Source organism: Listeria marthii, assembly GCF_014227425.1.
GTDB lineage: Bacteria > Bacillota > Bacilli > Lactobacillales > Listeriaceae > Listeria > Listeria marthii.
Genome location: NZ_JAASWB010000005.1, coordinates 117,758 through 138,349, shown reverse-complemented (window position 1 = coordinate 138,349; position 20,592 = coordinate 117,758). Strand labels below are relative to the sequence as shown.

Genomic DNA, 20,592 nt, shown 5'->3' with positions numbered 1-20,592 from the left:
ACCTTTTGAGCATGTGTTATAAATAGTGTAATTGAAATAATTTTGCCAAAGGATGAATTTAAAATGAAAGTACAACGCATTCAAGCGATAGAGAATTTAATTCACGAAAAAGGCAGTGTGAGCCTCGATGATTTATGCGAACAATTCAACGTTTCCAAAAACACCGTTCGCCGCGATATTGCCAAACTGCTCCAAAAAAACACCATCCAAAAAGTCTATGGTGGCGTCGTTTCTGTTTATAATAATCCCGAAGAAATCCGCCCATTTGAAAATCGTGATACGGAAAATCACACAGAAAAACAGCTTATCGGAAAAGCGGCGGCTGATTTTATTGAAGAAAATGATTTGATTTTTATTGATTCCGGCACAACAACCAGCTGTCTCGCCGCGGCTCTGCCAACGGATAAGGAGATTACTATTATTACGAACAGCCTAGATGTGATCAATTTTGCGAGCGAAATGGATAATGTAAAATTGATTGTTATTGGCTCGACTTTTAAACCGAGTACTAAATCTTTTGTTGGCGTGGAGAATTGGGGATTTTTCGAGAAATACAATATTACGAAAGCTTTCATGGCCGCAACCGCGCTGTCGACTACGCATGGGGTGATGAATTCGGATATTTTGGAGTATGAGATTAAGCGCCATATGATGGAAAAAGCGACGGAGAAATTTTTGCTGGTGGATCATACGAAGGTGGGTAAGTCGGCTTTGCTTACATACGGGGAGTTGGCGGAATTTGATTGGTTGGTTACGTCGAAGGACATGGCCGGTGGGTGTTTGGGGTATTGTGAGGATGTTGGGGTTTTGGTGAGGTTGGTTTAGTTAAAAGAAAAAAGCCCCCTTTCATCAGAAAAGGGGCTTTTTAAATCTATCTGATTTTAAAATACCAAATAATTAATCTGCTAGAATTTCAATATTTCTAAACTGAGCATCTTTATGAGCATTATCAAAGGAAAATCTTACTTTGATTCGACTTTCTTATCTTTAAATTACAAAACCATATATGTCCAAAAACTTCATTTTTTATAAGATTCTACGTAGCTATTAATAACGATGAAATTGAAAATACAATATTTTTGCATACTTGTATACATCAATTAATTAACTTTGACAACAACTAAGTGTTAGGAAATCCCCGCAATCAAATCAATTTCATTTTCTTTCATTTTTTTATAAACTATTTTTCTAAACAAATATTCAATATCTTTTTCAGAATTAAATTTTTCAATTCCATAATAATGTAGAATTCTTTGTTTTTCATTAATAGACATTTCATCTGGTTTAAAAATGTATTTACTCTTTATTAAGTTAAACTTAATTTCTCTATATGTTTTTGAAAATTTTTTAATCTTTTTTTCTTCCTTTTTAGGAAGCTTAAGGTTCTTTATTTGGTCATCTATAAATCTATCTAAATGATATAACCTGTCCAAACAATTGATTTGAGAATAAAAAAATACCCATCCATAACGCTTATAGCTATCAGATTGCTCATCCATATTTTTTGAGACAGCTCCCGTAATGATTAAATTTAACTCAAAAATAAATGCTTTTGTAGAATATGAGCTTCCTATCTTTGTTTGCTGGTATTTATATTTAGTTATGAGATTAATTATTCTTTTTTCTTGTTTCTCCATATTAGATTTTTTCACCGAAATCATCGAAGTACCCATTTTATTTAATCCCAGTTTATATCCTAAATAATTAAATGACTCTTCTACCAATAAACCTTTTTCTTCTTTTTTATCATTAAGTATTAGTTTTAAATTACTAGTTAAAAAACCTGTAATTTCCTGATATATCCTATCGTGATTCCCTTCATTACATAAAATCAAAATGTCATCAACATACCTAATTAGAAAAAAATCTCCTTTTATTGAATCAAATTCGTTCATGTAAATATGAGCTAAAATATTAGATATAGACAAACCTTGTGGTATTCCTTTTTCTTCACATTCAACTTTAGGATAAGTAGGATTCTTTATAGCATTAATTATTAGATTTAGCAGTAATTTATCTTTAATTATCACTTTAATTTTATCAATGAGAATTTTTTGAGTGATATTCCCATAAAAATCACTCAAATCTAACTTAATAAAATGTGTATATATTTCTTTTTCCAATTCCATTCTAATCGTTTTTATACATTCTTGTGGTAAAGGAGGCCTAGCCTCTTGTGGAAAGTATTCTTTTAATGTTTCTAAAATAACTTTAAGCGTTAACTTATCTTTTAATGTTGGAATTGATATACATCTAGGGTAGGAATATCTGTTTTTCAAAATCAATTTTTCTTTATAGCGAGTATATTTATAATTATTTTTCAATATCCCTTCTCGAATTTCTTCAATGAACATCTCTTCTCTTTTCGAATATGTTCTATAGTTCACATTATCTAATCCAGTTGCACTATAAATTTTTATAACTTTACTAGATAAATCTTTCATGTTCTTTTTTCTTAACTGACTTTTTAATAATTTTCTTTTCATTGCCCCGCTCCACTATCAAAAAATACGATTTTAAGAAATACTATTAGAACAGGGAAGATACAAAGGCTAAGAAAAATAATTTTTCGTGCCCATTCACGCAAAACTACTTTAACGTTACTACTATTCATCGCTTTCTCGTAATCAATATTTTTGTGATTTAGTGTTTTTTCAAGAATATCAATATATTCATTTTTTATCTCTATATACATTGCATACGCATTACTTCTTAATGGTAACTTTTCATCTCTCAAAGTGCTATATAATCTGTCTAGTTTTGCTTCCACTTTCGTTATTTCAATATAGCTTATTTTATGCTCATCAGCTTTACCTTTAAAATTAAATCCCGTAACAATTAAAGTTACCCCAAGTAAATAAATTGAAATTATTAAATTTAATACATCGAAATTTTTATTTGGAACAGCTAGAGTTAATACAGATAAGGCTATCATAGATATTGATGAGATATTCAATACAATGTGCGAATAATCATTATATTGCAGATATCTATCTTCTGCATTAATTCTTGCTTTTCTAGTTTTATAAACCCGTTCATTTCTATACTTTTCTATTTCTTCTAATAACCTAACGTACGCCATTTCCCATCCTCCTTATTATGTGGGGAGGAACAAACATGGTTTGTTTAATCAGTAACAGTATTGCTATAAAAAAATATAGCCTAATAAGTATAATTATAGTTTTAAACTACTTATACTAAGGTATCAGCTCACCTAATGCAACAAGTACATTAAGTCTATATATTATTAATTTAATATATACCTCCCCACAAAACTATATTCCCATATTGTGCTCTAAAACACAATCAATATTAATTTCTCCCTTAAGAAATCCATAATTCTGATCACTCATATAAAAAAAGACCCCTCTCCACCGAAAGAGATCTCCTCAATTTACTTACTAACAACCGGAATATAAAGCGTAAAATCAGCTTCTCTAAGATCCTCCAAATTAAACGATCCCGCAATGCCAACTGTATCACTTTGGCTCACTTCGCCGTATGCTGCGCCGATGAAGCCGTCTAGAGCTGGGCGGTCTGTTTCACTTGTTCCGAATTTTGCGTATTTGCCTTCTGGAATGTCGAAAGTAGTGTCGCCGTTTTCGCCGTTTGTACTTGCTACGATGTAATATTGTAAGCCATCAAGACTTGCGTTAATGCCAACGTAGTCTTTTTCGTTTTTTGCAAATTTTGTGTAGGCTGCTTCTTTAATTTCGCTCATTGGGCCAAAGCCTTTTTGTGGATCAAATTCAGGGATTTCTACTTTGTTTCCTGTAAATGTTTCTTTTTTTAATTCAACGATTTCAAATGCCATAATATTTCCCTCCAAAAAGTTACTTAACTTTGATATGATGTAACTATAACACGCGAATGATGACAACTGTCTGTCATCATTCCAAAACAAAGGAGAAAAAAATGAAAATCGAGCGACTCATCGGAATTATTATGCTGCTCCTCCAACGCGAGCTGGTCAGTGCTTCTGAAATGGCTACAATGTTTGAGGTTTCCAAACGTACTATTTTCCGCGACATTGACACACTCGCAATGGCGAATATCCCGATTTACACAATTGCCGGAACGAAGGGTGGCATCGGTATTATGCCTACCTACAAAGTCGATAAAAAGCTTCTGACAGCAGATGATTTAACAGCGATTATCGCAAGTTTGGACGGGATGGAGCAGTTACTTTCTTCCGCCGAAACTAAGAAAACGCTGCAAAAAATGAAAAATATGCTCGACCATTCCAGCGAACCGCCTAAAAGTTCCATTTCGCTCGATTTCTCCAATTTATCCATGAAAAACGAATTAAATGCTAAAGTCGAAAGTTTGTATTTAGCGATTAAAAAACATCAACTCGTGGAACTCAGCTATATTGATCGAACGGGCAACCAAACCGTTCGTAAAACTGAGCCTTATCACCTCCTGTTTAGGAATCGTTCTTGGTATTTGCAGGGTTACAGCTTGGAGCGCAGCGATTTTCGGACGTTTAAAATGTCGCGGATTGTCGAACTGAAAACGCTAGAAGAAACTTTTGAAGTACGTCCTTTTACTGTAAAACCATTTGGCGCACCGCCCGACAGACCGATGTTTTTGATGCATGAAGTTAGTTTGATTGTCGACAAAATTGCCCGCGAGCAAATCATCGAACGCTTTGATCTAGTCGAAATTTCGCAGCAAGATGACACGCATTTTCTGGCAAAAGTGACGCTTCCTGATCATGAGGCTGGGTACCGCTTTTTGCTCCAACTTGGAACGCATGTAACCATTCAAAACCGTGATGACTTTTACGATAATTTTGTTGACTACTTAAAGGAAATCCAAGGAAAATATATCTAAAAATGGCTCTGCTAATTGTTTAGCAGAGCCATTTGATGTTAATCTTTATATTTATAATCCAAATCTTGATACGCTGTTTGGTATGCGCCACCGTCAGCTACTTCTGAATGATAAAGTGCTTTTAAAGCGAAAGTTTTTTCTAAATCCATTTCTTTCATTAGCTTTTGAAGGCGTTCTTGCAAGTCTACGCTATCTTTTACAAGCTCTTTCATTTGTGATTTTACATATTTCATAATAATTCCGCTCCTTTTCACACATTATAACACTTTCTTGGCCGATAAAAAAGGAGTGCGACTATAAGCCACACTCCGCTAGTTTATTTTAACCGATTAATTCGATTGCTCTTTCAAGCACTGCCGCTCCGTTTACACGGCCGTAATCTAGCATATTAATTACTTCGACAGGAATTTTTCCGCCAACTACTTTTTCTGTATTTCCTTTTAAATAACCAACTTGTGGTCCAAGCAAAATGACATCTGCTTTTTCCCAGTTTTCGTGTAATTCAGCGTCAGATACAGCCCAGATATTTGCTTCAACACCTTGTTCCGCGCCTGCTGCTTTCATTTTTTCTACTAAGAAACTTGTGGACATACCCGCGTTACATACTAATAAAATATTTTTCATTGGTTAAACATCCTTCCTTATTTTGCGTCTGATTTTTGAGCTGTAGCAAAAGCAACTTTTTCATCCATACGTAGGAATGGCAGATAGATAAAGACAGTCACAACAATGATAATTACTTGTAAAACGGACGCGCGCCAGTCTCCACCAGTTGCTAAGAAACCTGAAATAATCGGCGGTGTTGTCCACGGTGTTTGTACAACTACATGATTAATCCAACCTGCTGCTGTCGCATAATACGCTGTTGTTAAGGAGAAAATCGGCGCTAATACGAACGGGATAATAAGTAACGGGTTGAACACAATCGGTAGACCAAAGATAATTGGCTCGCTAATGTTAAATAGTGATGGTGCCGCAGATAGTTTCGAGATATCTTTGTAATCTTTTCGTTTCCCAAAGATGAAAATGGCAATTAATAAGCCAATCGTGTTTCCGGAGCCACCCATAACCGCAAATGTGTCTTTGAAAGCCATGTTAATAATATGCGGAATTTCTTGATGATTCGCGTAAGCAACCATATTTTCTTGCATATTTTGAAGTAAAAATGGATCTAGTAACGGACCAGAAATAACTGCTTGGTGAATACCCAAACCGAAGAATAAGTTAGCGATAGAAGTAATCAGCAAGAACCCTGGAAGACTTGTCGTCACATAGCTAAGCGGCTTCGTGATAATCGTTGTCACAAGTGTATTAAAGTCCATGTTGAAAATTTGATTAACGGCAAATGACATAACGGAGAAAATAATAACCGTAATCATAATCGGAATTAATACGTTAAATGATTTAATAACTGCCGGTGGAATATTTCCTGTTAAATTGATTTGCATGCGTTTGTTTTTCGATAATTTAATGAATAAATCGGTTGCAATTAAACCAACGATAATACCGACGAACATGCCTGACGCACCAGTATAACTAACTGGGATAACATTCGGTACTTCGATTGATTTTGATGCGCCTTCTGGAAGGAACGTCATCGCAATCGGTGTTACAACAATAAAAGAAGATAAAGCGACAAGAATCGGAGCAATAACGTTTTTATAGCCACGATTCAAACATAAATGATACGAAATCGCCACAGTGACTAAAAGCGTAATGACACTCAGCGTACCATTTCCGATTGAAATACCAATCTCTTGCCATGTTTTAAGTGTATCTGGGTTAACAATTTTGCCCATAAAGCCAGTCGGTTCTAAAATAACATAGTTAATCAGCGTGACAAAACCAGCTAAAATCATGAACGGCATAATACTCGCAAAAGCATCACGCAATGAGCGCAAATGAATTTGTCCGCCTAGACGTTGTGCTACATTAATAAATCCATTAACAATCGACTTCTTTTTCGTTTCAGCCATTAGTTGTTTCCTCCCTTTTCGTCCCAACTAGTTTGCTTGTTTCATATTCAAAACCGTTCATGTCGCTCATTTTTTTATAAAATTCGCCACTTTTCTTCATGGTGCGTTTGCCAGTTTCAACATCAAGTGAAACGAGTCCGTAACGGTTTTTATATGCATTAATCCAAGACCAACAATCAATAAACGTCCATAAGTGGTAGCCTTTAATATCGCAACCTTCTGCAATCGCTTGATGTACATAAGCCAAATGATCTTTGACGAATTGGATACGGTAATCATCTTGAATTTGCCCTTCTTCATTTAAGAAACGTTCTTCATTTGCTACACCCATACCATTTTCAGAAATAAATGATTCGATGTTACCGTAATTATCACGAATATCAATACATAAATCATAAATACCACGTTCATAAATTTCCCAACCGCGATAAATATTCATGCGTTTGCCTGGCATATTATGCGGTTCAAAAAACCAATCTGGTAAAAACGGACTTTTTTCATTAATTGCTGTTAAACGAGCTTTTACGCGTCTTGGTTCATAGTAATTGAGGCCAAGAATTTGTGCCGTATTTTCTTTAATAATCGTCAAATCTTCTTCCGTATATTCCGGCATTTGATTATATTCACGCATGATGTCTACTAATTTTTCTGGGAAAGTCCCTTTAACCATCGGGTCCAAGAAGCTTCTCGTATAAAAAGCATCACAGATTTCGGCTGCTTCTAAATCGTATTCGTTTTGGCTCCGTGGATACGTTGGGCTAAGGTTTAAAATAACGCCAATTTTCGACGATAAGTTTAATTTTTTGAATGCTTTAATTGCTAATGCATGAGCCAAAATCGTGTTAAAACCAGCTTGCGCGCCTCGTTTGAAGTCAATTTGATTCGGATAATGGAAATCTTCTAAATACCCGCCAAGAATCGGGCCAAGTGGTTCGTTAAATGTAAACCAGTTATAAACTAAATCGCCAAATTCTTTAAAACAAGTATCCGCAAAATGAACATAGGCATCAACAACTTCCTTTGATTCCCAGCCACCAGCGTCTTGAAGTGCAACGGGCATATCGAAATGGTATAAGTTCGCGAATGGTTTGACACCGTTTTCATTCATTTCAGTAAGTAAATCGCGATAAAACGCAATCGCCTTCTGATTCACTTCGCCAACACCATCATTTGGAAACATTCGCGCCCATGAAATCGAAATCCGGAACGAATTATGTCCTGTTTTCTTCATCCACTGTACGTCTTCTTTATACCGATTAAAATGATCTGTTGTAATTTCTGAACCTACGCCTTCGTAAAAGCGATTCGGTTCTGTTTCGAACCAATGCTCCCAAACAGTTTTTGCCTTACCAGTGTCACCGCGACCTTCTGCTTGTTCCGCAGACCACGCAGAGCCCCACCAAAAATCTTTTGGAAACGTTAATAATTCTTTCATTTTTTATGGCCTCCCTTTTGTCAAAATAAATATAGCATACATTTATTTAAAAAACAATACTTTTATATAAAGATATATACTTTTAGTTATAGGGATACCTTTTTGTAAAAGTATATGTTATACTATGCTTATTACATCAGTAAAGGGGCCAATAAAATGTCGGGAATGGCTAAATACATGGAAATATACATAGATATCCGTGATAAAATCAACCAAAACAAATACGAAATTAACGAGAAATTGCCTGATGGGGATAGTCTGGCACGCGTTTATGATTGCAGCAAACTTACTGTCAAAAAAGCGCTGGATATGCTCGTACAAGAAGGTATGGTTATTAGACGACGTGGCGCTGGTACTTTCGTGAAATCTCATTCTACTAACGGTGGAGAATTCGCGCTAGGCCCAATGTCTGGACTCGTAAATACATTTGGAAAAGACAACATTAAATCGAAAGTCATTTTATTTTCCATTGAAAAACCATCGAAAGAAGTTGCAGAAAAATTAGAGATGCAGGATGATTATATTTACCGAATTATTCGGATGAGAGAAGTTGGCCATAAAGCCTATTCCATCGAACATACTTATATGCCACTGGCGATTATTCCGGGTTTAGAGCCGCGTCATTTAGAGGACTCGATTTATAATTACATTCGGGATGACTTGAAACTTAAGATGCAAAGTGCGCATGTTTGGGTGCGCGGAGATAAATCTAATCAAGAAGATAGTAAGCTCCTCGATTTAGAAGAACCTACTTTTATGATGGAAATTGAGAAATTGGCGCATTTGGAAGATGGTCGTGTATTTGAATATTCGATAACGCGTCATACGTATGAATCGTTTGTGTTTGAAACGGTTTTTGTGCAGAATTAAAAAAACAGCGACTCTCTGAAGTAGAGAATCGCTGTTTTTTTATATCTTCTTAACAAATTCCGATTTCAATTTCATCGGACCAAAGCCATCAACTTTACAATCAATATCATGGTCGCCGTCAACTAGGCGGATGTTTTTTACTTTTGTTCCCATTTTGATTGGGTTGGATGCGCCTTTTACTTTTAAATCTTTGATGACTGTTACGGAATCGCCATCTGTTAGTACATTGCCGTTTGAGTCTTTGAATACTTTTTCTTCGCTAGCTTCTTCTGTTGCTACTGCGCTCCACTCATGTCCGCATTCCGGGCAGATTAATAAGCCGCGATCTTCGTAGGCATATTCTGAGTTACATTCTGGGCAATTTGGTAATTTTGACATTTTATCAATTCCTCCGATTGTTGTAATAGTTGGATGTTAATCTTCTAATTCGACGTTATGATATACTTTTTGCACGTCTTCTAGATCTTCTAAAGCATCAATTAGTCTTTCGAATTTCTCTAAGTCCTCGCCTGATAATTGAATATCGTTTTGAGGGATCATTTCGATTTCTGCTACTGTAAATTCTTCAATTCCAGCCGCTTTCAAGCCTTCTTGTACTTTGTGGAAATCTTCTGGTTCTGCATAAATAATCGCTTGGCCATCTTCGTCTAAAATGTCACGAACGTCAATATCCGCTTCCATTAAAAGTTCTAATAGCTCGTCCGCGTCTTTTCCTTCAACGCCAAAAATAGCTGTATTATCAAACATATAAGCAACTGAACCACTTACGCCCATGTTACCGCCATTTTTGCTATAAGCTGCGCGAACATCGGATGCAGTACGATTCACATTATTTGTCAGTGCGTCTACAATAATCATCGAACCATTTGGACCAAAGCCTTCATAGCGCAGTTCTGAATACGTTTCATCGCCAGTGCCTTTCGCTTTTTCGATTGCGCGGTCAATAATATGTTTTGGCACATTGTATGTTTTTGCACGTTCAATAACAAAACGTAATTTTTGGTTGGAATGTGGATCTGGGTCGCCTGATTTAGCCGCTACATATATTTCAATTCCAAATTTCGCATAGATACGACTATTTGTTTTATCTTTTGACGCTTTTTTCTCTTTAATATTTGCCCATTTACGGCCCATATTACCACTCGCTTTCTAATTGGAGTTTTTCTCATGTCTCTGTACTATTATAAGTGTAGGAAACGAATTTGTTAAGTGGAAATTTAGTTATATTCGTTAAAAGTGAATAGTTGTGGCATTTTTTAGGCTGAAAAGTTGATTTAAAAAGAAGTATGGAATGAATTCGCCTGATTTTCTTAATTCGTTTAGCTCTTCCTCGCTCACAAAACGGGCGTCGGCAACTTCTTCTTTTTGTAATGTTAAATCGCTTAGTTGCACGTCTTTCGTAATAAACCAATAATCATCAAAGCCCTCTTCAAAATGATAACTGAATTTGGCGCGTGTTCCACTTAAATCAATCGTAATGCCTAACTCTTCTTGCACTTCTCTTTCAGCAGCTTGCCGGCTTGTTTCGCCTTTTATCGCAGAACCAGCCGTAGAAAGATCCCAATAATTCGGCCAACTTTCTTTATCTTTTTGGCGCTTTTGGATTAAAAGTTGCCCTTTTTCGTTAAAAATACATACGTGAATGACCATATGAAGTTCTCCAGGCGCTAGTTTTTCACCGCGTATATGCGTTTTCCCGGTTAATTCACGATTTTCATTTAGCAAATCCCATTCTTCCACTAAAATCGGCTCCCTCTAATCATTGACTTGCTTTCATTATACAAAAAAAGTCTAAGGCTCGCGAACCTTAGACTAAAGTAGTTTTTCTCCAAAAATTTCTCCGGGAGCAAGTCCGCCTTGGCAAGCAAACATCGCGCTTCCAATTGGGACGGTGTATTCGTTTAATTTATCCATTTTCCCCATGATACTTAGCATTGGCAAAAATTGTTTGGCTGGATTTTGGGTGAAACAGATGAATAATAAGCCGGCATCAATCGTTCCCGTGCTTTTATCAATGCCGTTTGTGTAAGAATAGGCGCGGCGATGCATTTGTTGCTTGGTGTCTTTGGCTAGACGCACATGAGAATCAGCTGGCAGTTTGCTCGGATCGACTTTATCGTGCTCATGTTTTTTGTGATACGGGGCGCCGGATGCTTTTTTTCGACCAAATGTGTCTTCTTGGTCAAGTAAGGATGAGCGGTCCCAAATTTCGATGAGCATTTGGATTTTACGATAGCCAAGGTAGCTGCCGTTTTGCATCCATTCTGGTTCGTCATTTTCCGCCCAAACGACGTCTTTGTAGCCTTTGTTTGAGTCGTGGTCAACGTTTGCCGTTCCGTCTTTAAAACCAAACAGATTGCGCGGTGTTTCGTTTTTTGGTGCGCTGAGAAAACCTTCTTCAATCCAGCGAACAACTGCGACGCCGCTCGCTAAACGGATGAAATTACGAATTCCGTGGAAAGCTACTTGCTGATCATCGGCGCACACTTGGATGCATAAATCGCCGTCAGAATAGGCTTCATCGAGGCTATCATGCGCCATATGGGGAATTTTTTCCAGATACTTCGGCTTTTTCGCCTTAACACCGAACCGGTCTTTGCCATCTTTTTCAAAAAAAGTCGGACCATAACCAAGTGTTACAGTGAAATTAGAAATGCCTAGTCCATCCGCTTCCCCAGTGTCGTTCGGCGGTAACATATCATTATCCACATCTCGCAGAACCCCACCACTCGCCGTCAAATCAGCAAATTTTGTCCATTTCACAAACAAATCTTGCAAAATTTGCCGTGATTCCGTTTGAATATCAAAGCTGGCGATGTAACAATAGGTTTGCTGCGCAGTAATAATCCCCGCTTGATTCGTCGCATAAAACGGTACGCCTGTCTCCGCCTTTTCTTTCGGAGTGAGCGCCTTGTCCACATGATCCACCACATTTAAAATCGTGCCAAGACCGGTTGCCCCAACAGCAATCCCGGTCCCAGCTACAGCAGAAAGTTTCAGCATTTCGCGCCGAGTCATTCCTTTATTTTCCTTGGCTTCTGTCTTTTCCGTCGGATTTTCGCTCTTCTTATCTGTCATCGTTTTCCTTCCTATGCTTAGAAAATTTTCCCTGTTTGCGCCATTAATTCGGAAAGGTGGCTCAATTGGTCACTGATTTCGCGAATTTGGTCTTTCGTTAAGGTTGTATAGAGTACGAATGAGTCGCCATTTTTGTAGTTCGCTAACGTGTCTTCCATTTTGTTGAAAGCTGCATCAATTTGGTCAGCTAACTTTTTATCTTGTGCATTTAACGCCGGAATAATCGCCTGATAAACTACTTTCGAACCTTCGACATTCGCATTTAAATCGTCTAAATCTGTGTGCGAGTATGCTTCTTCTTCCCCAGTAATTTTAGTCGTTGCGGCTTCATTTAGTAATTCCATCGCACCTGCGACCATTGGTTTTGGCTCTAATTTTAAGTTTTTCACTTCGGCTTGAAGTGCTTTCGCATCTGTTAAAAGTTTATCCGCGTAAACATCCATGCCTTCGAGCGATTTCTTTTCCCAAAGCGCGCGTTCAATGACGTGGAAACCAGTCCAGTCCGCTTCGTTTTCCACATCGTTAATCCGAGCATCGATTTTTGGATCTAAATCACCAAAACTTTCCGCAATTGGCTCAATCCGTTCGTAATTCAAGCGCGGGGAAACATAGCTTGCTTTGGCTTTTTCGATATCACCAGATTTTACGGCATTTGTGAAAATTTCGGTTTGGGCAACGAATTCATCTACTTGCTCCGTCACATATTTAGAATAGTTATCTACCGCTTTATCCAGCACTTCAGAAGTTTTCGCTTTGGTTTCTTTGGCTTTTTCAAGCGTATCTAACGCCCCGTCAAGTCCAGTCGCGTTATCATTTAATGTGCCAAAATTTGGGTTATCATTTTTTGATTCATAGAAAATCGGTGTTTCATATTTTTCGACGTCCGTATATTGTAATGGATACAAATCGCGGACGTTGTTTTCAAACTCTAACCAATGTTTATGTAAATCTGCCGCACTAGATTGAAGTGCACTCTTGTCTTTGTCCGCAATGGCTTTTTTCACTTCATCCAAGTTGGTTTTCATTTCTTTTACTTCTTTTTTGACCGCGTTTGCTTGCTTACTTTCTTTCGTTGTCTCCTTTTTCGTTTCCGCCTTGTCCGCTGTCCCGCTACATCCAACAACCAACACCGCTGTAAAAATAGTCAACATAACAATTATCAATTTTTTCATGATTTGCCCCCTTGCGCTAATTCCTTTTTAGAATCAGCTCTTTTTTTAATTTGTTGTTTTATTAAAATAATTAATCCAAAAATAACGAGTAATACTTGTGGCAAAAAGCTATACCATGATGGGTAAATGCTTAGCGCCGGAATGGATGGCAAGTAATCTTCTACAGATGTTGGAATGACTCCAGCCAGTTGCAAACTATGAATTCCCGACCCCATAAATTTAAAGCATATATAAAACACAATCGCGCTCGAAATCATAAAGAATGGCTTCACAGGAATGTGTACGCTGTATCGCAACATCACAAAAGCGATGATTAGCAATACGCCAAGCCCAGCCAAAATCCCCATCAACAATTCAAAATTCGACATCCGCCCAACCATACCAATTAAGAAGACAACCGTTTCTAAACCTTCCCTCAAAATCGCTAAAAACGCTAAAAAGGCAAAAGAAATCATTTTTCCATTCGAAAGAGCTTGGTTACTCTTACCTTCCATGTAATTATTCCAACGAGTAATATCCGAATTTCGGTGCAACCAGTAGCTAACATAAAGCATCATAATACTTGCAATCAGCCCAGCCCAACCGTTAATCAAATTGTTATTATCTCCAAAAGCAAGCGCCGATAGCCAAAACGCCACGACCATGCCGAGCGCTAAACTAACTACTAAACCAGCTGCCGTTCCGCCGATAATCCATCTTTTCGCCGCGCGTGTATTCGTTCTTTTTGTATAAGTAAGGAGCGTCGCGATAATCAAAAGTGCCTCAAGCCCTTCGCGAAACGGGATTAACGCAGCATCGAACCACGTGTAAGTCACATCCGCAAAAGGTTTTAGCTCCTCCGTCATCCCGTCCAGAACATCCGCTGTTTTAGCTTGTTTCGCAGGATCATTAATATAAGCATCAAGCAGCATTAAATCACGCTCAGTATTGTCGTAAGCCGCTTGCGATTGGCTAACCACATCACCTTCCACCGCGAGCCACTCTGTTTTTAAATCTTGAATTTGTGTCGCCGCTTTTGCCCAATCTTTCTCATCTATCAGCTTTTTCGTCGCAGTCAGTTTAGCAATGTAGCTTGATAAAGTAATATTGGTATTTCCTTCATTATCCGTATATGTACCCTCTTGATAGGTCTTGAGCAAATTATTCAGCGCAGTAATCCCATCCATCGTTTGCTGTTTATCATTATTTAAAATTCCAAGTGATATTTCCGCAATTTGCCGGTCAATCTGTCCAGCCAAGTCGTACGATTTTTCTTTGACAGTCTGCTTATTTTGCGACCACCATAATTTATCTTCTTGAAACAAGTCCTTCGCTTTATCATAATCAGCAGCTTCCACCGCCGTTTCTGTTTGCTGCAGCGCTTTTACAGGTTTATCAATATTTGGCTTTTCGGCAGCAGTTACATCACTAAAACCAATAGTCAAAACTACCGCAAAAATGCCTAATAGTAATGCAAATCGCCCTAAAAGCTTCTGAGCCATATTCAAATCGTCCTCCTTTTTAATTGATAATGATTATCATTATCATATTCTTTGTGTTCGCAAAAGTCAATAAATTTTTTCACGGTTGAAAGTAAACAAAAACCTTCAATATTCTTATCGAAGCTTCTTTTAAAACTATAATTTCAGTAAATGGTTCTGTAATGAAACAAGCTCATTTAGTCGCATTTTGTCCAATAAAGTAACCGTTAAAAGTACGACCAGAAAAACAGATTGACATCTGCTAACTTTCGATTTAGAATTGATTGATAATGATTATCATTTTCAATAAAAGAATGGGGGAAATCGAAATGATCGGACCAGGAAGTATCGCTTTAATTGTCGGAGCTGCCCTTGTGATTTTTGGACCTAAAAAACTGCCAGAACTTGGTAGAGCTGCCGGTGACACACTTCGCGAATTCAAAAATGCGACCAAAGGCATGATGGATGACTCCAAAGAAGAAACCAAAAAAGAAGATCCACGCCCGTGACCGAAGTTTCCATGAGCCTCACTGGACACCTGAAAGAACTACGAACCAGATTATTAATCATCCTGCTATCCTTTTTTCTCGCTTTCTTTGTGGGGCTTTTCGTTTCCAAGCCGTTAATTTTATTTCTCCAAAAAGATGACCTCCCAAAAGAAGTGATTTTGCACGTTTTTAAAGTGACGGATGCTTTTCAAATTTATATCGAAATGGCGTTTGTTATCGGACTCGTCTTAGTATTTCCAGTTATTTTATATCAATTATGGGCCTTCGTGAAACCGGGGCTACATGCAGCCGAACAACGAATTACTTTACGCTATATTCCGATTACTTTTTTGCTTTTTTTGTTCGGTGTTGTTTTTTCTTATTTAATTACTTTTCCATTTATTTTAAAATTCATGTTCCAATTTGCAGCCGAACTTGGCGTTGAAACGACGATTGGCCTCGCGACTTATTTTCAATTTTTGCTACAAATCGTACTTTCGTTTGGTGTGTTATTTGAGCTTCCAATGGTGATTATGCTACTAACGAGATTGTCGCTGATAACACCAAACGGCATGCGCCGCTCGCGAAAATATGCTTATTTTTGCCTATTGATTATCGCCGCATTCATCGCCCCGCCAGAAATTTTATCGCATTTGATGATTACCGTTCCGCTGATTGGGCTGTATGAGATTAGTATTGTCGTGTCCGGGCTTACGGTTCGGCGAGTGAATAAGGAAATGAACGCGAAAAAGATGCCTTGAGATTTCAGGGCATCTTTTGTTTATTATAATTATTTAATATCAGCAAACTTATTTCGATAATATTCCTCTCTATTTTCATCTCTATGCTTTATCCATATGTTTTTCCTGAAAAGTAAATGTACGCCTATAGTCATACTGAAAAAAAATATCCAAAATACTCGCCAAAAATTAAGGTCTTCTCCAAAGATTGAAGTTAAAAGCATAATCAATATAGCTACTTTCGCTATACTAAACAATACACTGAATACATTTTTCGCCCGCAATTTCAAATACCAAAGTTCATATGCAAATATTGAGTAAAAGCTTAGTTCAGTCGAAATATCTTGAATTCGTGCTTTATTTTTAGTTGTTTCTTTTTCTTTTTTTAAATCTAATTTTAAACAAAAAGCAATTCTATCTCTAACCGATTTCACGCTCGTATCAGCAGCTTTGATTAAATAACTATACGCCGTAGGATATTTTTCCAACTCAAAATAGATGAAACCTAATAACTTATTTTTATCTACATGGTAAATGATGTCATCAAAAAACTCATTCTCTTTAGGAACCGAGAAATACGTGTCCAACAGAGCATATTCTAAATCATCCAGATTAATTGGATTTTTCATTTTTTGATTAAGAAACATTCGATACATGCGAGCTGTTGGGTTTTCTGGATTTTTTTCAATAAATTGATTGATTCTCTTTAAAATTGTTGCTTGATTAAGTTTTCCTGTACTACTAATAATATCTATCAGTTCAAGATCTGGATCGCTAGCAAAAATGATTTTTGCGCGTTTAATGTGACTTTCTATACCACGCCGCTCTAAACAATTATAAGCAGCATAGCGTGTCATAATAAACGTATTCCGTGAGTGTTCATCCAAGTTTTCTAATGCCTCAAAAGAAAATGGCGGAAGGTTCTTCGCATTACGTAAGTTTATTGCGAGCCTCTCATTAAAGCTATTTAAAACTATTTCATCCAAATTATATAATTCAAAAGCTAATTTAATTATCTCTTTTGGAAGAAACATTGCATTTTCAGCTATAAAATTCGCTAAATACGTCTTATTACTATCATATCCATCCATACTAAACGAGCTATCGGTTTGGAGTAAATCACGCCAAACTTCAATATTTATCCTCTCACTAAAGTTCGCAAAAACAACATTCAATTGTTCCATAAAAGAAGGCTCTTTCTCTTCTAGCTCTAGTGGTTCAAGTTGCAATTGTGGTTTTTTCGCAGTTTGCTCATCCGTATTATTTTCATCATTAGCCACCGAAAATACTATCGGTTCGAAATCGTCCATATCCCAATCAGATTCTTGATATTTTAAAGCTATATCAAAGGACTCTTTTAATTTTTGAAAAGCTGCTGGGTCGTCATCTGGATGTGTATATTTGAGTGCTTTGGCATAAGCACGCTTGATTGCACGTTTGTCTGTTGTCTTTTCTATTTGTAGTATTTCCCAAACTGTCAATCCCAGTTCACTCCTTCAAATTCATCTAGTTGTTGTTTAAGCTTCTCACATTGAGCTTCTATTTTCTTCTCATCTTGTGTTTCAACTACCTGTTCAAACTCAGCGATTAAGAATTCTATAAATCTTCGTCTTTCACCTAAAGACATTTGATATATTCTATCTGCTCTTGCAAGTAAAAGTCGGTTTTCAGAACGATCCCGCGGATGTATTTTAAGATGACTTAATTTTTCTAATTGTTCTTCCAACTCTTTTTTTGACATTGCCCCCGGATTATTTTGAATAATTAGCTGCTTTACTTCTCCTGTAGCTACTGTTTTTACTAATACTTCAAGAATTCCATTTTTATCATAGGTAAAGCGCACTTCCATTTTAGATCCTGCTTTAGTTTCTGGAGGTAGTGACACTAGTAATTCTCCAAGTTTAAGATTATCTTTAACGTTTCTACTTTCTCCTTGATATACTCCAAATTCTATATGAGATTGATTATCCGAAATCGTATAATAATTCTCCACACGGCTTACTGGTATCGTTGTATTCCGCTCAATAATTGGTGAAAAAATACCTTCTTGGTATCTGTTAGGGCCAATCTCCTTTACTATTTCCGTGCCGAGCGTGTGCGCGCAAACATCCGTCAATACGAACTCTTCCAGTGACTCGTGGCGTTCTTTTAAGGCCGCTTGAACTGCAGCGCCAAGCCCCACTGTTTCATCAGGATTGATGTGCATAAAAGGTATCTTGCCTAAAAATTTACTTGTAAAACTTTTAATATTTGGCATTTTTGTAGCCCCGCCGATAAGTACTACTTGTTCAATATCAACCGGTTTTAAATCAGCATCTTTTAAAGCTTGAATGATTGGTTCGCGTAATTTTAAAATTAATGGTTGGCTAATTATCTCAAATTGCTTTTCTGTGATTGTATAATTTATTTCATTTAACGCTATTTCACCTATTTTCGCATGACAAACAGATTTCTTCGCATCTTCTGCTTGTTTATAAAGTGATGCAAAATCTTCCGGAGACAAATTATCTTTTTTCAAGTCGTTTTTACTCAAAAAATCTTCAATAATAACACTTGTAAAATCTTCGCCACCTAAATAATTATTTCCGCCAATCGCAATTACTTGCATGACACCATCAAACATTTCCAAAATCGAAACGTCAAAAGTGCCTCCACCAATATCAATTACCATCAAAGTTGTATCATTTTGTTCATGGATTCCGTAAGCAATTGCAGCCGCGGTTGGCTCACTAATTAATCTTTCTACTTTCAACCCAGCTAAAAAGGCCGCATCAATCGTTGCTTTTCGTTGTGAATTATTAAAATAGGCAGGCACACTAATTACTGCTTCTGTACATGTCTCACCCAGAAATTTCTCTGCATCTTCTTTTAAAGATTTTAAAACAAAACTAGATAAATCCGTAGCTGAAAAAGCTTGCTTACCCAAGTAATAATTCTTTTCTGTCCCCATAAATCTTTTAAAAACTGCCGCTGTTTTGTCAGGGTCTGAAGTTAGACGTTCTTTAGCAATTTTCCCAATTAAAAACTCACCGTTATCATCTACACCGACCACAGATGGCGTTAGAAAATCTCCAAAAACGTTTGGTATCAATACAGCTTTATCCTCATTCCAATATGCTACTAAACTATTCGATGTTCCTAAGTCTATCCCTAATGTTGTCATTCTGCTTCCTCCCGTTGTATGTATCTTTTTATTTCTATATAACTCTCACTACTTATCTAATTAAGTATAGCAAGAATCCAGTTAAAAATGAGGTGCGTTTCAAAAATTCATTGAATTGTCACAAAATGAGTTTTTTTGCAGAAATAAATTGTTCTATTGCACAAAAAAAGCCCACGAGATTTCTCCCGCGGGCACTCTATCATTACTTACAACTCTCGACACCTTTTTCCAAAATTTCCATTTGCAGCAACGTTTCTTCATCCGTCACTTGTTTCGGTTTGCCATTAATAATCGCTTCATACAAATCATCATATACGCGACCATAATCGCCAACCTCAGAGATTACTTTCTCTTCGTGCCAAACTCCTGCATCATCCACATACGTAAGCGTTCCGTAATGCTCTGGCAAATCGATTCCAAAGTCCGGGTTGCTTGGCATGTAAAATAATTTTAAATGTTCTTCTTGGCGGTCTTTTGTTTCTTTTGTAAAGGTTCCTTTTTTGCCGTATAACACGAAGCTTGGACGGGCTTTTATGCGGAAATAGCTGGATTTTACGGATACTTTTGTTACGCCGTAATATAAATCAAGGTCGAAATAGTCGTTCATACGTCCTTCGCCGAGCAGTTGGCGCACGTCGTAATGAATGTGGTCCGGTTTGCCGAAGTAAGATAGCACTTGGTCGATTGTGTGGCAGCCATGACCATATAAATAGCTGTCGTAAAATTTAAATTCATGCACGGATTCTGGAATTTCTGGGCGGAAATAGTCATAATGCATTTCCACTTCCAAAAGTTCGCCCAATTTTCCGCTTTCAATTACTTTTTGCGCAGTAAGGAAATCGGAATCGAAACGACGATTTTGGTAACATTGAACAAGCAAGCCGCGTTCTTTAGCCAATTCGAAAATTTCTTTAGCTTCGTCGTAAGTCATCATAAATGGTTTTTCAACAAGCACATTTTTACCGTTTTCTAATACCATTTTGGCATATTCGTAATGAGAACTTTGTGTTGTAGAAATAGTAATTAACTGGATTTCTGGGTCTTTTAACAGCTCGTCTAAGTCTGTTGTGTAGTGGACACCTTCAATTTTATCCCATGTAGCTGTTTTAGGATTGCGATTATAAATCGTCTTCACTTCAATATTATCCCGCTCCAAAATAAACGGTAAATGATATCTATTCGTACTTTTTCCGTTTCCGATAAAACCCATTTTCAACATATTATTTCCTCCTTATTTTAACAAACTAACCGCCTTCGCTGAGAAAAGTTTGTACAAGTACTTATACCGAGGTCAAATCAATCATATTCGTTCATAATTTCATTCCTCACCTCTCCATAGTACTACACTATCGCTCCTTTTAGCCAATAAAAAAC

Annotated in this window: 21 protein-coding genes; 5 read left to right on the top strand and 16 right to left on the bottom strand. The window is 37.1% G+C overall.

Features of this window, described 5'->3' with window-relative positions; translation table 11 throughout:
• The first annotated feature begins 63 nt into the window (after positions 1-63).
• Positions 64-825: a DeoR/GlpR family DNA-binding transcription regulator gene (locus HCJ55_RS10780; protein WP_185518142.1), complete on the top strand. Its 762-nt coding sequence runs from the start codon at positions 64-66 to the stop codon at positions 823-825.
• 302 nt (positions 826-1,127) lie between these two features.
• On the opposite strand, the gene HCJ55_RS10775 is transcribed toward HCJ55_RS10780, so the two are convergent.
• From HCJ55_RS10775 to HCJ55_RS10765, 3 genes are all read right to left on the bottom strand, one after another.
• Positions 1,128-2,486 carry a reverse transcriptase/maturase family protein gene (locus HCJ55_RS10775; protein WP_185518140.1) on the bottom strand — a complete coding sequence of 453 codons (1,359 nt, stop codon included), beginning with the start codon at positions 2,484-2,486 and terminating at the stop codon, positions 1,128-1,130.
• A complete protein-coding gene (locus HCJ55_RS10770; protein WP_185518138.1) occupies positions 2,483-3,082 on the bottom strand; it encodes an SLATT domain-containing protein in 600 nt (199 codons plus the stop codon). The genes HCJ55_RS10775 and HCJ55_RS10770 overlap by 4 nt, the downstream gene beginning before the upstream one ends.
• A 312-nt stretch (positions 3,083-3,394) precedes the next feature.
• A complete protein-coding gene (locus tag HCJ55_RS10765) occupies positions 3,395-3,814 on the bottom strand; it encodes an effector binding domain-containing protein (RefSeq protein ID WP_185518136.1) in 420 nt (139 codons plus the stop codon).
• Positions 3,815-3,915: 101 nt separating this feature from the next.
• Here HCJ55_RS10765 and HCJ55_RS10760 point away from each other — a divergent pair, with 101 nt between their 5' ends.
• Positions 3,916-4,836: a helix-turn-helix transcriptional regulator gene (locus tag HCJ55_RS10760; RefSeq protein ID WP_031665275.1), complete on the top strand. Its 921-nt coding sequence runs from the start codon at positions 3,916-3,918 to the stop codon at positions 4,834-4,836.
• 38 nt (positions 4,837-4,874) lie between these two features.
• Here HCJ55_RS10760 and HCJ55_RS10755 read toward each other — a convergent pair whose 3' ends face one another.
• The 4 genes from HCJ55_RS10755 to HCJ55_RS10740 form a co-directional block, all read right to left on the bottom strand.
• Positions 4,875-5,069 (bottom strand): hypothetical protein, encoded by a 195-nt coding sequence (locus HCJ55_RS10755; RefSeq protein ID WP_003723087.1) that lies wholly within the window; start codon positions 5,067-5,069, stop codon positions 4,875-4,877.
• A gap of 88 nt (positions 5,070-5,157) precedes the next feature.
• Complete coding sequence (locus HCJ55_RS10750; protein WP_003723086.1) at positions 5,158-5,460, bottom strand: PTS sugar transporter subunit IIB; 303 nt, start codon at positions 5,458-5,460, stop codon at positions 5,158-5,160.
• 17 nt (positions 5,461-5,477) lie between these two features.
• On the bottom strand, positions 5,478-6,812 hold the full coding sequence (locus HCJ55_RS10745; RefSeq protein WP_149116887.1) for a PTS sugar transporter subunit IIC: 1,335 nt from the start codon (positions 6,810-6,812) through the stop codon (positions 5,478-5,480).
• Entirely contained in the window at positions 6,805-8,247 is a 1,443-nt protein-coding gene (locus HCJ55_RS10740; protein WP_185518133.1) for a glycoside hydrolase family 1 protein, read from the bottom strand. Before HCJ55_RS10740 ends, HCJ55_RS10745 begins: the two co-directional genes overlap by 8 nt.
• A 156-nt stretch (positions 8,248-8,403) precedes the next feature.
• Between HCJ55_RS10740 and HCJ55_RS10735 the strand changes: the two genes are divergently transcribed.
• The gene (locus HCJ55_RS10735; protein WP_003723222.1) at positions 8,404-9,117 is read left to right on the top strand and encodes a GntR family transcriptional regulator; all 714 of its coding nucleotides are present in this window, start codon (positions 8,404-8,406) and stop codon (positions 9,115-9,117) included.
• A gap of 39 nt (positions 9,118-9,156) precedes the next feature.
• Here the strand turns inward: HCJ55_RS10735 and HCJ55_RS10730 are convergent, their stop codons facing one another.
• From HCJ55_RS10730 to HCJ55_RS10705, 6 genes are all read right to left on the bottom strand, one after another.
• Positions 9,157-9,495, bottom strand: coding sequence for a zinc ribbon domain-containing protein YjdM (locus HCJ55_RS10730; protein ID WP_185518131.1), 339 nt, complete (start codon positions 9,493-9,495; stop codon positions 9,157-9,159).
• Between the two features lie 36 nt (positions 9,496-9,531).
• Positions 9,532-10,251 (bottom strand): YebC/PmpR family DNA-binding transcriptional regulator, encoded by a 720-nt coding sequence (locus HCJ55_RS10725; protein WP_003733006.1) that lies wholly within the window; start codon positions 10,249-10,251, stop codon positions 9,532-9,534.
• A gap of 96 nt (positions 10,252-10,347) precedes the next feature.
• Entirely contained in the window at positions 10,348-10,857 is a 510-nt protein-coding gene (locus HCJ55_RS10720) for an NUDIX hydrolase (protein ID WP_185503025.1), read from the bottom strand.
• Positions 10,858-10,929: 72 nt separating this feature from the next.
• On the bottom strand, positions 10,930-12,195 hold the full coding sequence (gene efeB / locus HCJ55_RS10715; protein ID WP_185518129.1) for an iron uptake transporter deferrochelatase/peroxidase subunit: 1,266 nt from the start codon (positions 12,193-12,195) through the stop codon (positions 10,930-10,932).
• A gap of 17 nt (positions 12,196-12,212) precedes the next feature.
• Positions 12,213-13,367, bottom strand: coding sequence for an iron uptake system protein EfeO (gene efeO / locus HCJ55_RS10710; RefSeq protein WP_185518127.1), 1,155 nt, complete (start codon positions 13,365-13,367; stop codon positions 12,213-12,215).
• Positions 13,364-14,848 carry an FTR1 family iron permease gene (locus HCJ55_RS10705; protein ID WP_185518124.1) on the bottom strand — a complete coding sequence of 495 codons (1,485 nt, stop codon included), beginning with the start codon at positions 14,846-14,848 and terminating at the stop codon, positions 13,364-13,366. The genes efeO and HCJ55_RS10705 overlap by 4 nt, the downstream gene beginning before the upstream one ends.
• Positions 14,849-15,156: 308 nt before the next feature.
• Here HCJ55_RS10705 and tatA point away from each other — a divergent pair, with 308 nt between their 5' ends.
• Entirely contained in the window at positions 15,157-15,336 is a 180-nt protein-coding gene (gene tatA, locus HCJ55_RS10700) for a Sec-independent protein translocase subunit TatA (RefSeq protein WP_003723213.1), read from the top strand.
• The gene (gene tatC, locus HCJ55_RS10695) at positions 15,333-16,076 is read left to right on the top strand and encodes a twin-arginine translocase subunit TatC (RefSeq protein WP_185518122.1); all 744 of its coding nucleotides are present in this window, start codon (positions 15,333-15,335) and stop codon (positions 16,074-16,076) included. The genes tatA and tatC overlap by 4 nt, the downstream gene beginning before the upstream one ends.
• A 29-nt stretch (positions 16,077-16,105) precedes the next feature.
• Here tatC and HCJ55_RS10690 read toward each other — a convergent pair whose 3' ends face one another.
• From HCJ55_RS10690 to HCJ55_RS10680, 3 genes are all read right to left on the bottom strand, one after another.
• Entirely contained in the window at positions 16,106-17,536 is a 1,431-nt protein-coding gene (locus HCJ55_RS10690; RefSeq protein ID WP_185518120.1) for a J domain-containing protein, read from the bottom strand.
• Positions 17,533-19,218 (bottom strand): molecular chaperone HscC, encoded by a 1,686-nt coding sequence (locus HCJ55_RS10685; protein ID WP_185518118.1) that lies wholly within the window; start codon positions 19,216-19,218, stop codon positions 17,533-17,535. Before HCJ55_RS10685 ends, HCJ55_RS10690 begins: the two co-directional genes overlap by 4 nt.
• Positions 19,219-19,420: 202 nt before the next feature.
• Positions 19,421-20,437, bottom strand: coding sequence for an oxidoreductase (locus HCJ55_RS10680; RefSeq protein ID WP_185518115.1), 1,017 nt, complete (start codon positions 20,435-20,437; stop codon positions 19,421-19,423).
• Positions 20,438-20,592: the final 155 nt, after the last annotated feature.

Bases quoted from the DNA above. Each gene is read 5' to 3' on its own strand.
- HCJ55_RS10705 (WP_185518124.1), bottom strand. From the start codon at position 14,848: ATGGCTCAGAAGCTTTTAGGGCGATTTGCATTACTATTAGGCATTTTT.
- HCJ55_RS10760 (WP_031665275.1), top strand. From the start codon at position 3,916: ATGAAAATCGAGCGACTCATCGGAATTATTATGCTGCTCCTCCAACGC.
- HCJ55_RS10680 (WP_185518115.1), bottom strand. From the start codon at position 20,437: ATGTTGAAAATGGGTTTTATCGGAAACGGAAAAAGTACGAATAGATAT.
- HCJ55_RS10735 (WP_003723222.1), top strand. From the start codon at position 8,404: ATGTCGGGAATGGCTAAATACATGGAAATATACATAGATATCCGTGAT.
- HCJ55_RS10745 (WP_149116887.1), bottom strand. From the start codon at position 6,812: ATGGCTGAAACGAAAAAGAAGTCGATTGTTAATGGATTTATTAATGTA.
- HCJ55_RS10765 (WP_185518136.1), bottom strand. From the start codon at position 3,814: ATGGCATTTGAAATCGTTGAATTAAAAAAAGAAACATTTACAGGAAAC.
- HCJ55_RS10725 (WP_003733006.1), bottom strand. From the start codon at position 10,251: ATGGGCCGTAAATGGGCAAATATTAAAGAGAAAAAAGCGTCAAAAGAT.
- HCJ55_RS10775 (WP_185518140.1), bottom strand. From the start codon at position 2,486: ATGAAAAGAAAATTATTAAAAAGTCAGTTAAGAAAAAAGAACATGAAA.
- HCJ55_RS10685 (WP_185518118.1), bottom strand. From the start codon at position 19,218: ATGACAACATTAGGGATAGACTTAGGAACATCGAATAGTTTAGTAGCA.
- HCJ55_RS10740 (WP_185518133.1), bottom strand. From the start codon at position 8,247: ATGAAAGAATTATTAACGTTTCCAAAAGATTTTTGGTGGGGCTCTGCG.
- efeO (WP_185518127.1), bottom strand. From the start codon at position 13,367: ATGAAAAAATTGATAATTGTTATGTTGACTATTTTTACAGCGGTGTTG.
- HCJ55_RS10755 (WP_003723087.1), bottom strand. From the start codon at position 5,069: ATGAAATATGTAAAATCACAAATGAAAGAGCTTGTAAAAGATAGCGTA.
- HCJ55_RS10770 (WP_185518138.1), bottom strand. From the start codon at position 3,082: ATGGCGTACGTTAGGTTATTAGAAGAAATAGAAAAGTATAGAAATGAA.
- HCJ55_RS10750 (WP_003723086.1), bottom strand. From the start codon at position 5,460: ATGAAAAATATTTTATTAGTATGTAACGCGGGTATGTCCACAAGTTTC.
- efeB (WP_185518129.1), bottom strand. From the start codon at position 12,195: ATGACAGATAAGAAGAGCGAAAATCCGACGGAAAAGACAGAAGCCAAG.
- HCJ55_RS10780 (WP_185518142.1), top strand. From the start codon at position 64: ATGAAAGTACAACGCATTCAAGCGATAGAGAATTTAATTCACGAAAAA.
- tatA (WP_003723213.1), top strand. From the start codon at position 15,157: ATGATCGGACCAGGAAGTATCGCTTTAATTGTCGGAGCTGCCCTTGTG.
- HCJ55_RS10730 (WP_185518131.1), bottom strand. From the start codon at position 9,495: ATGTCAAAATTACCAAATTGCCCAGAATGTAACTCAGAATATGCCTAC.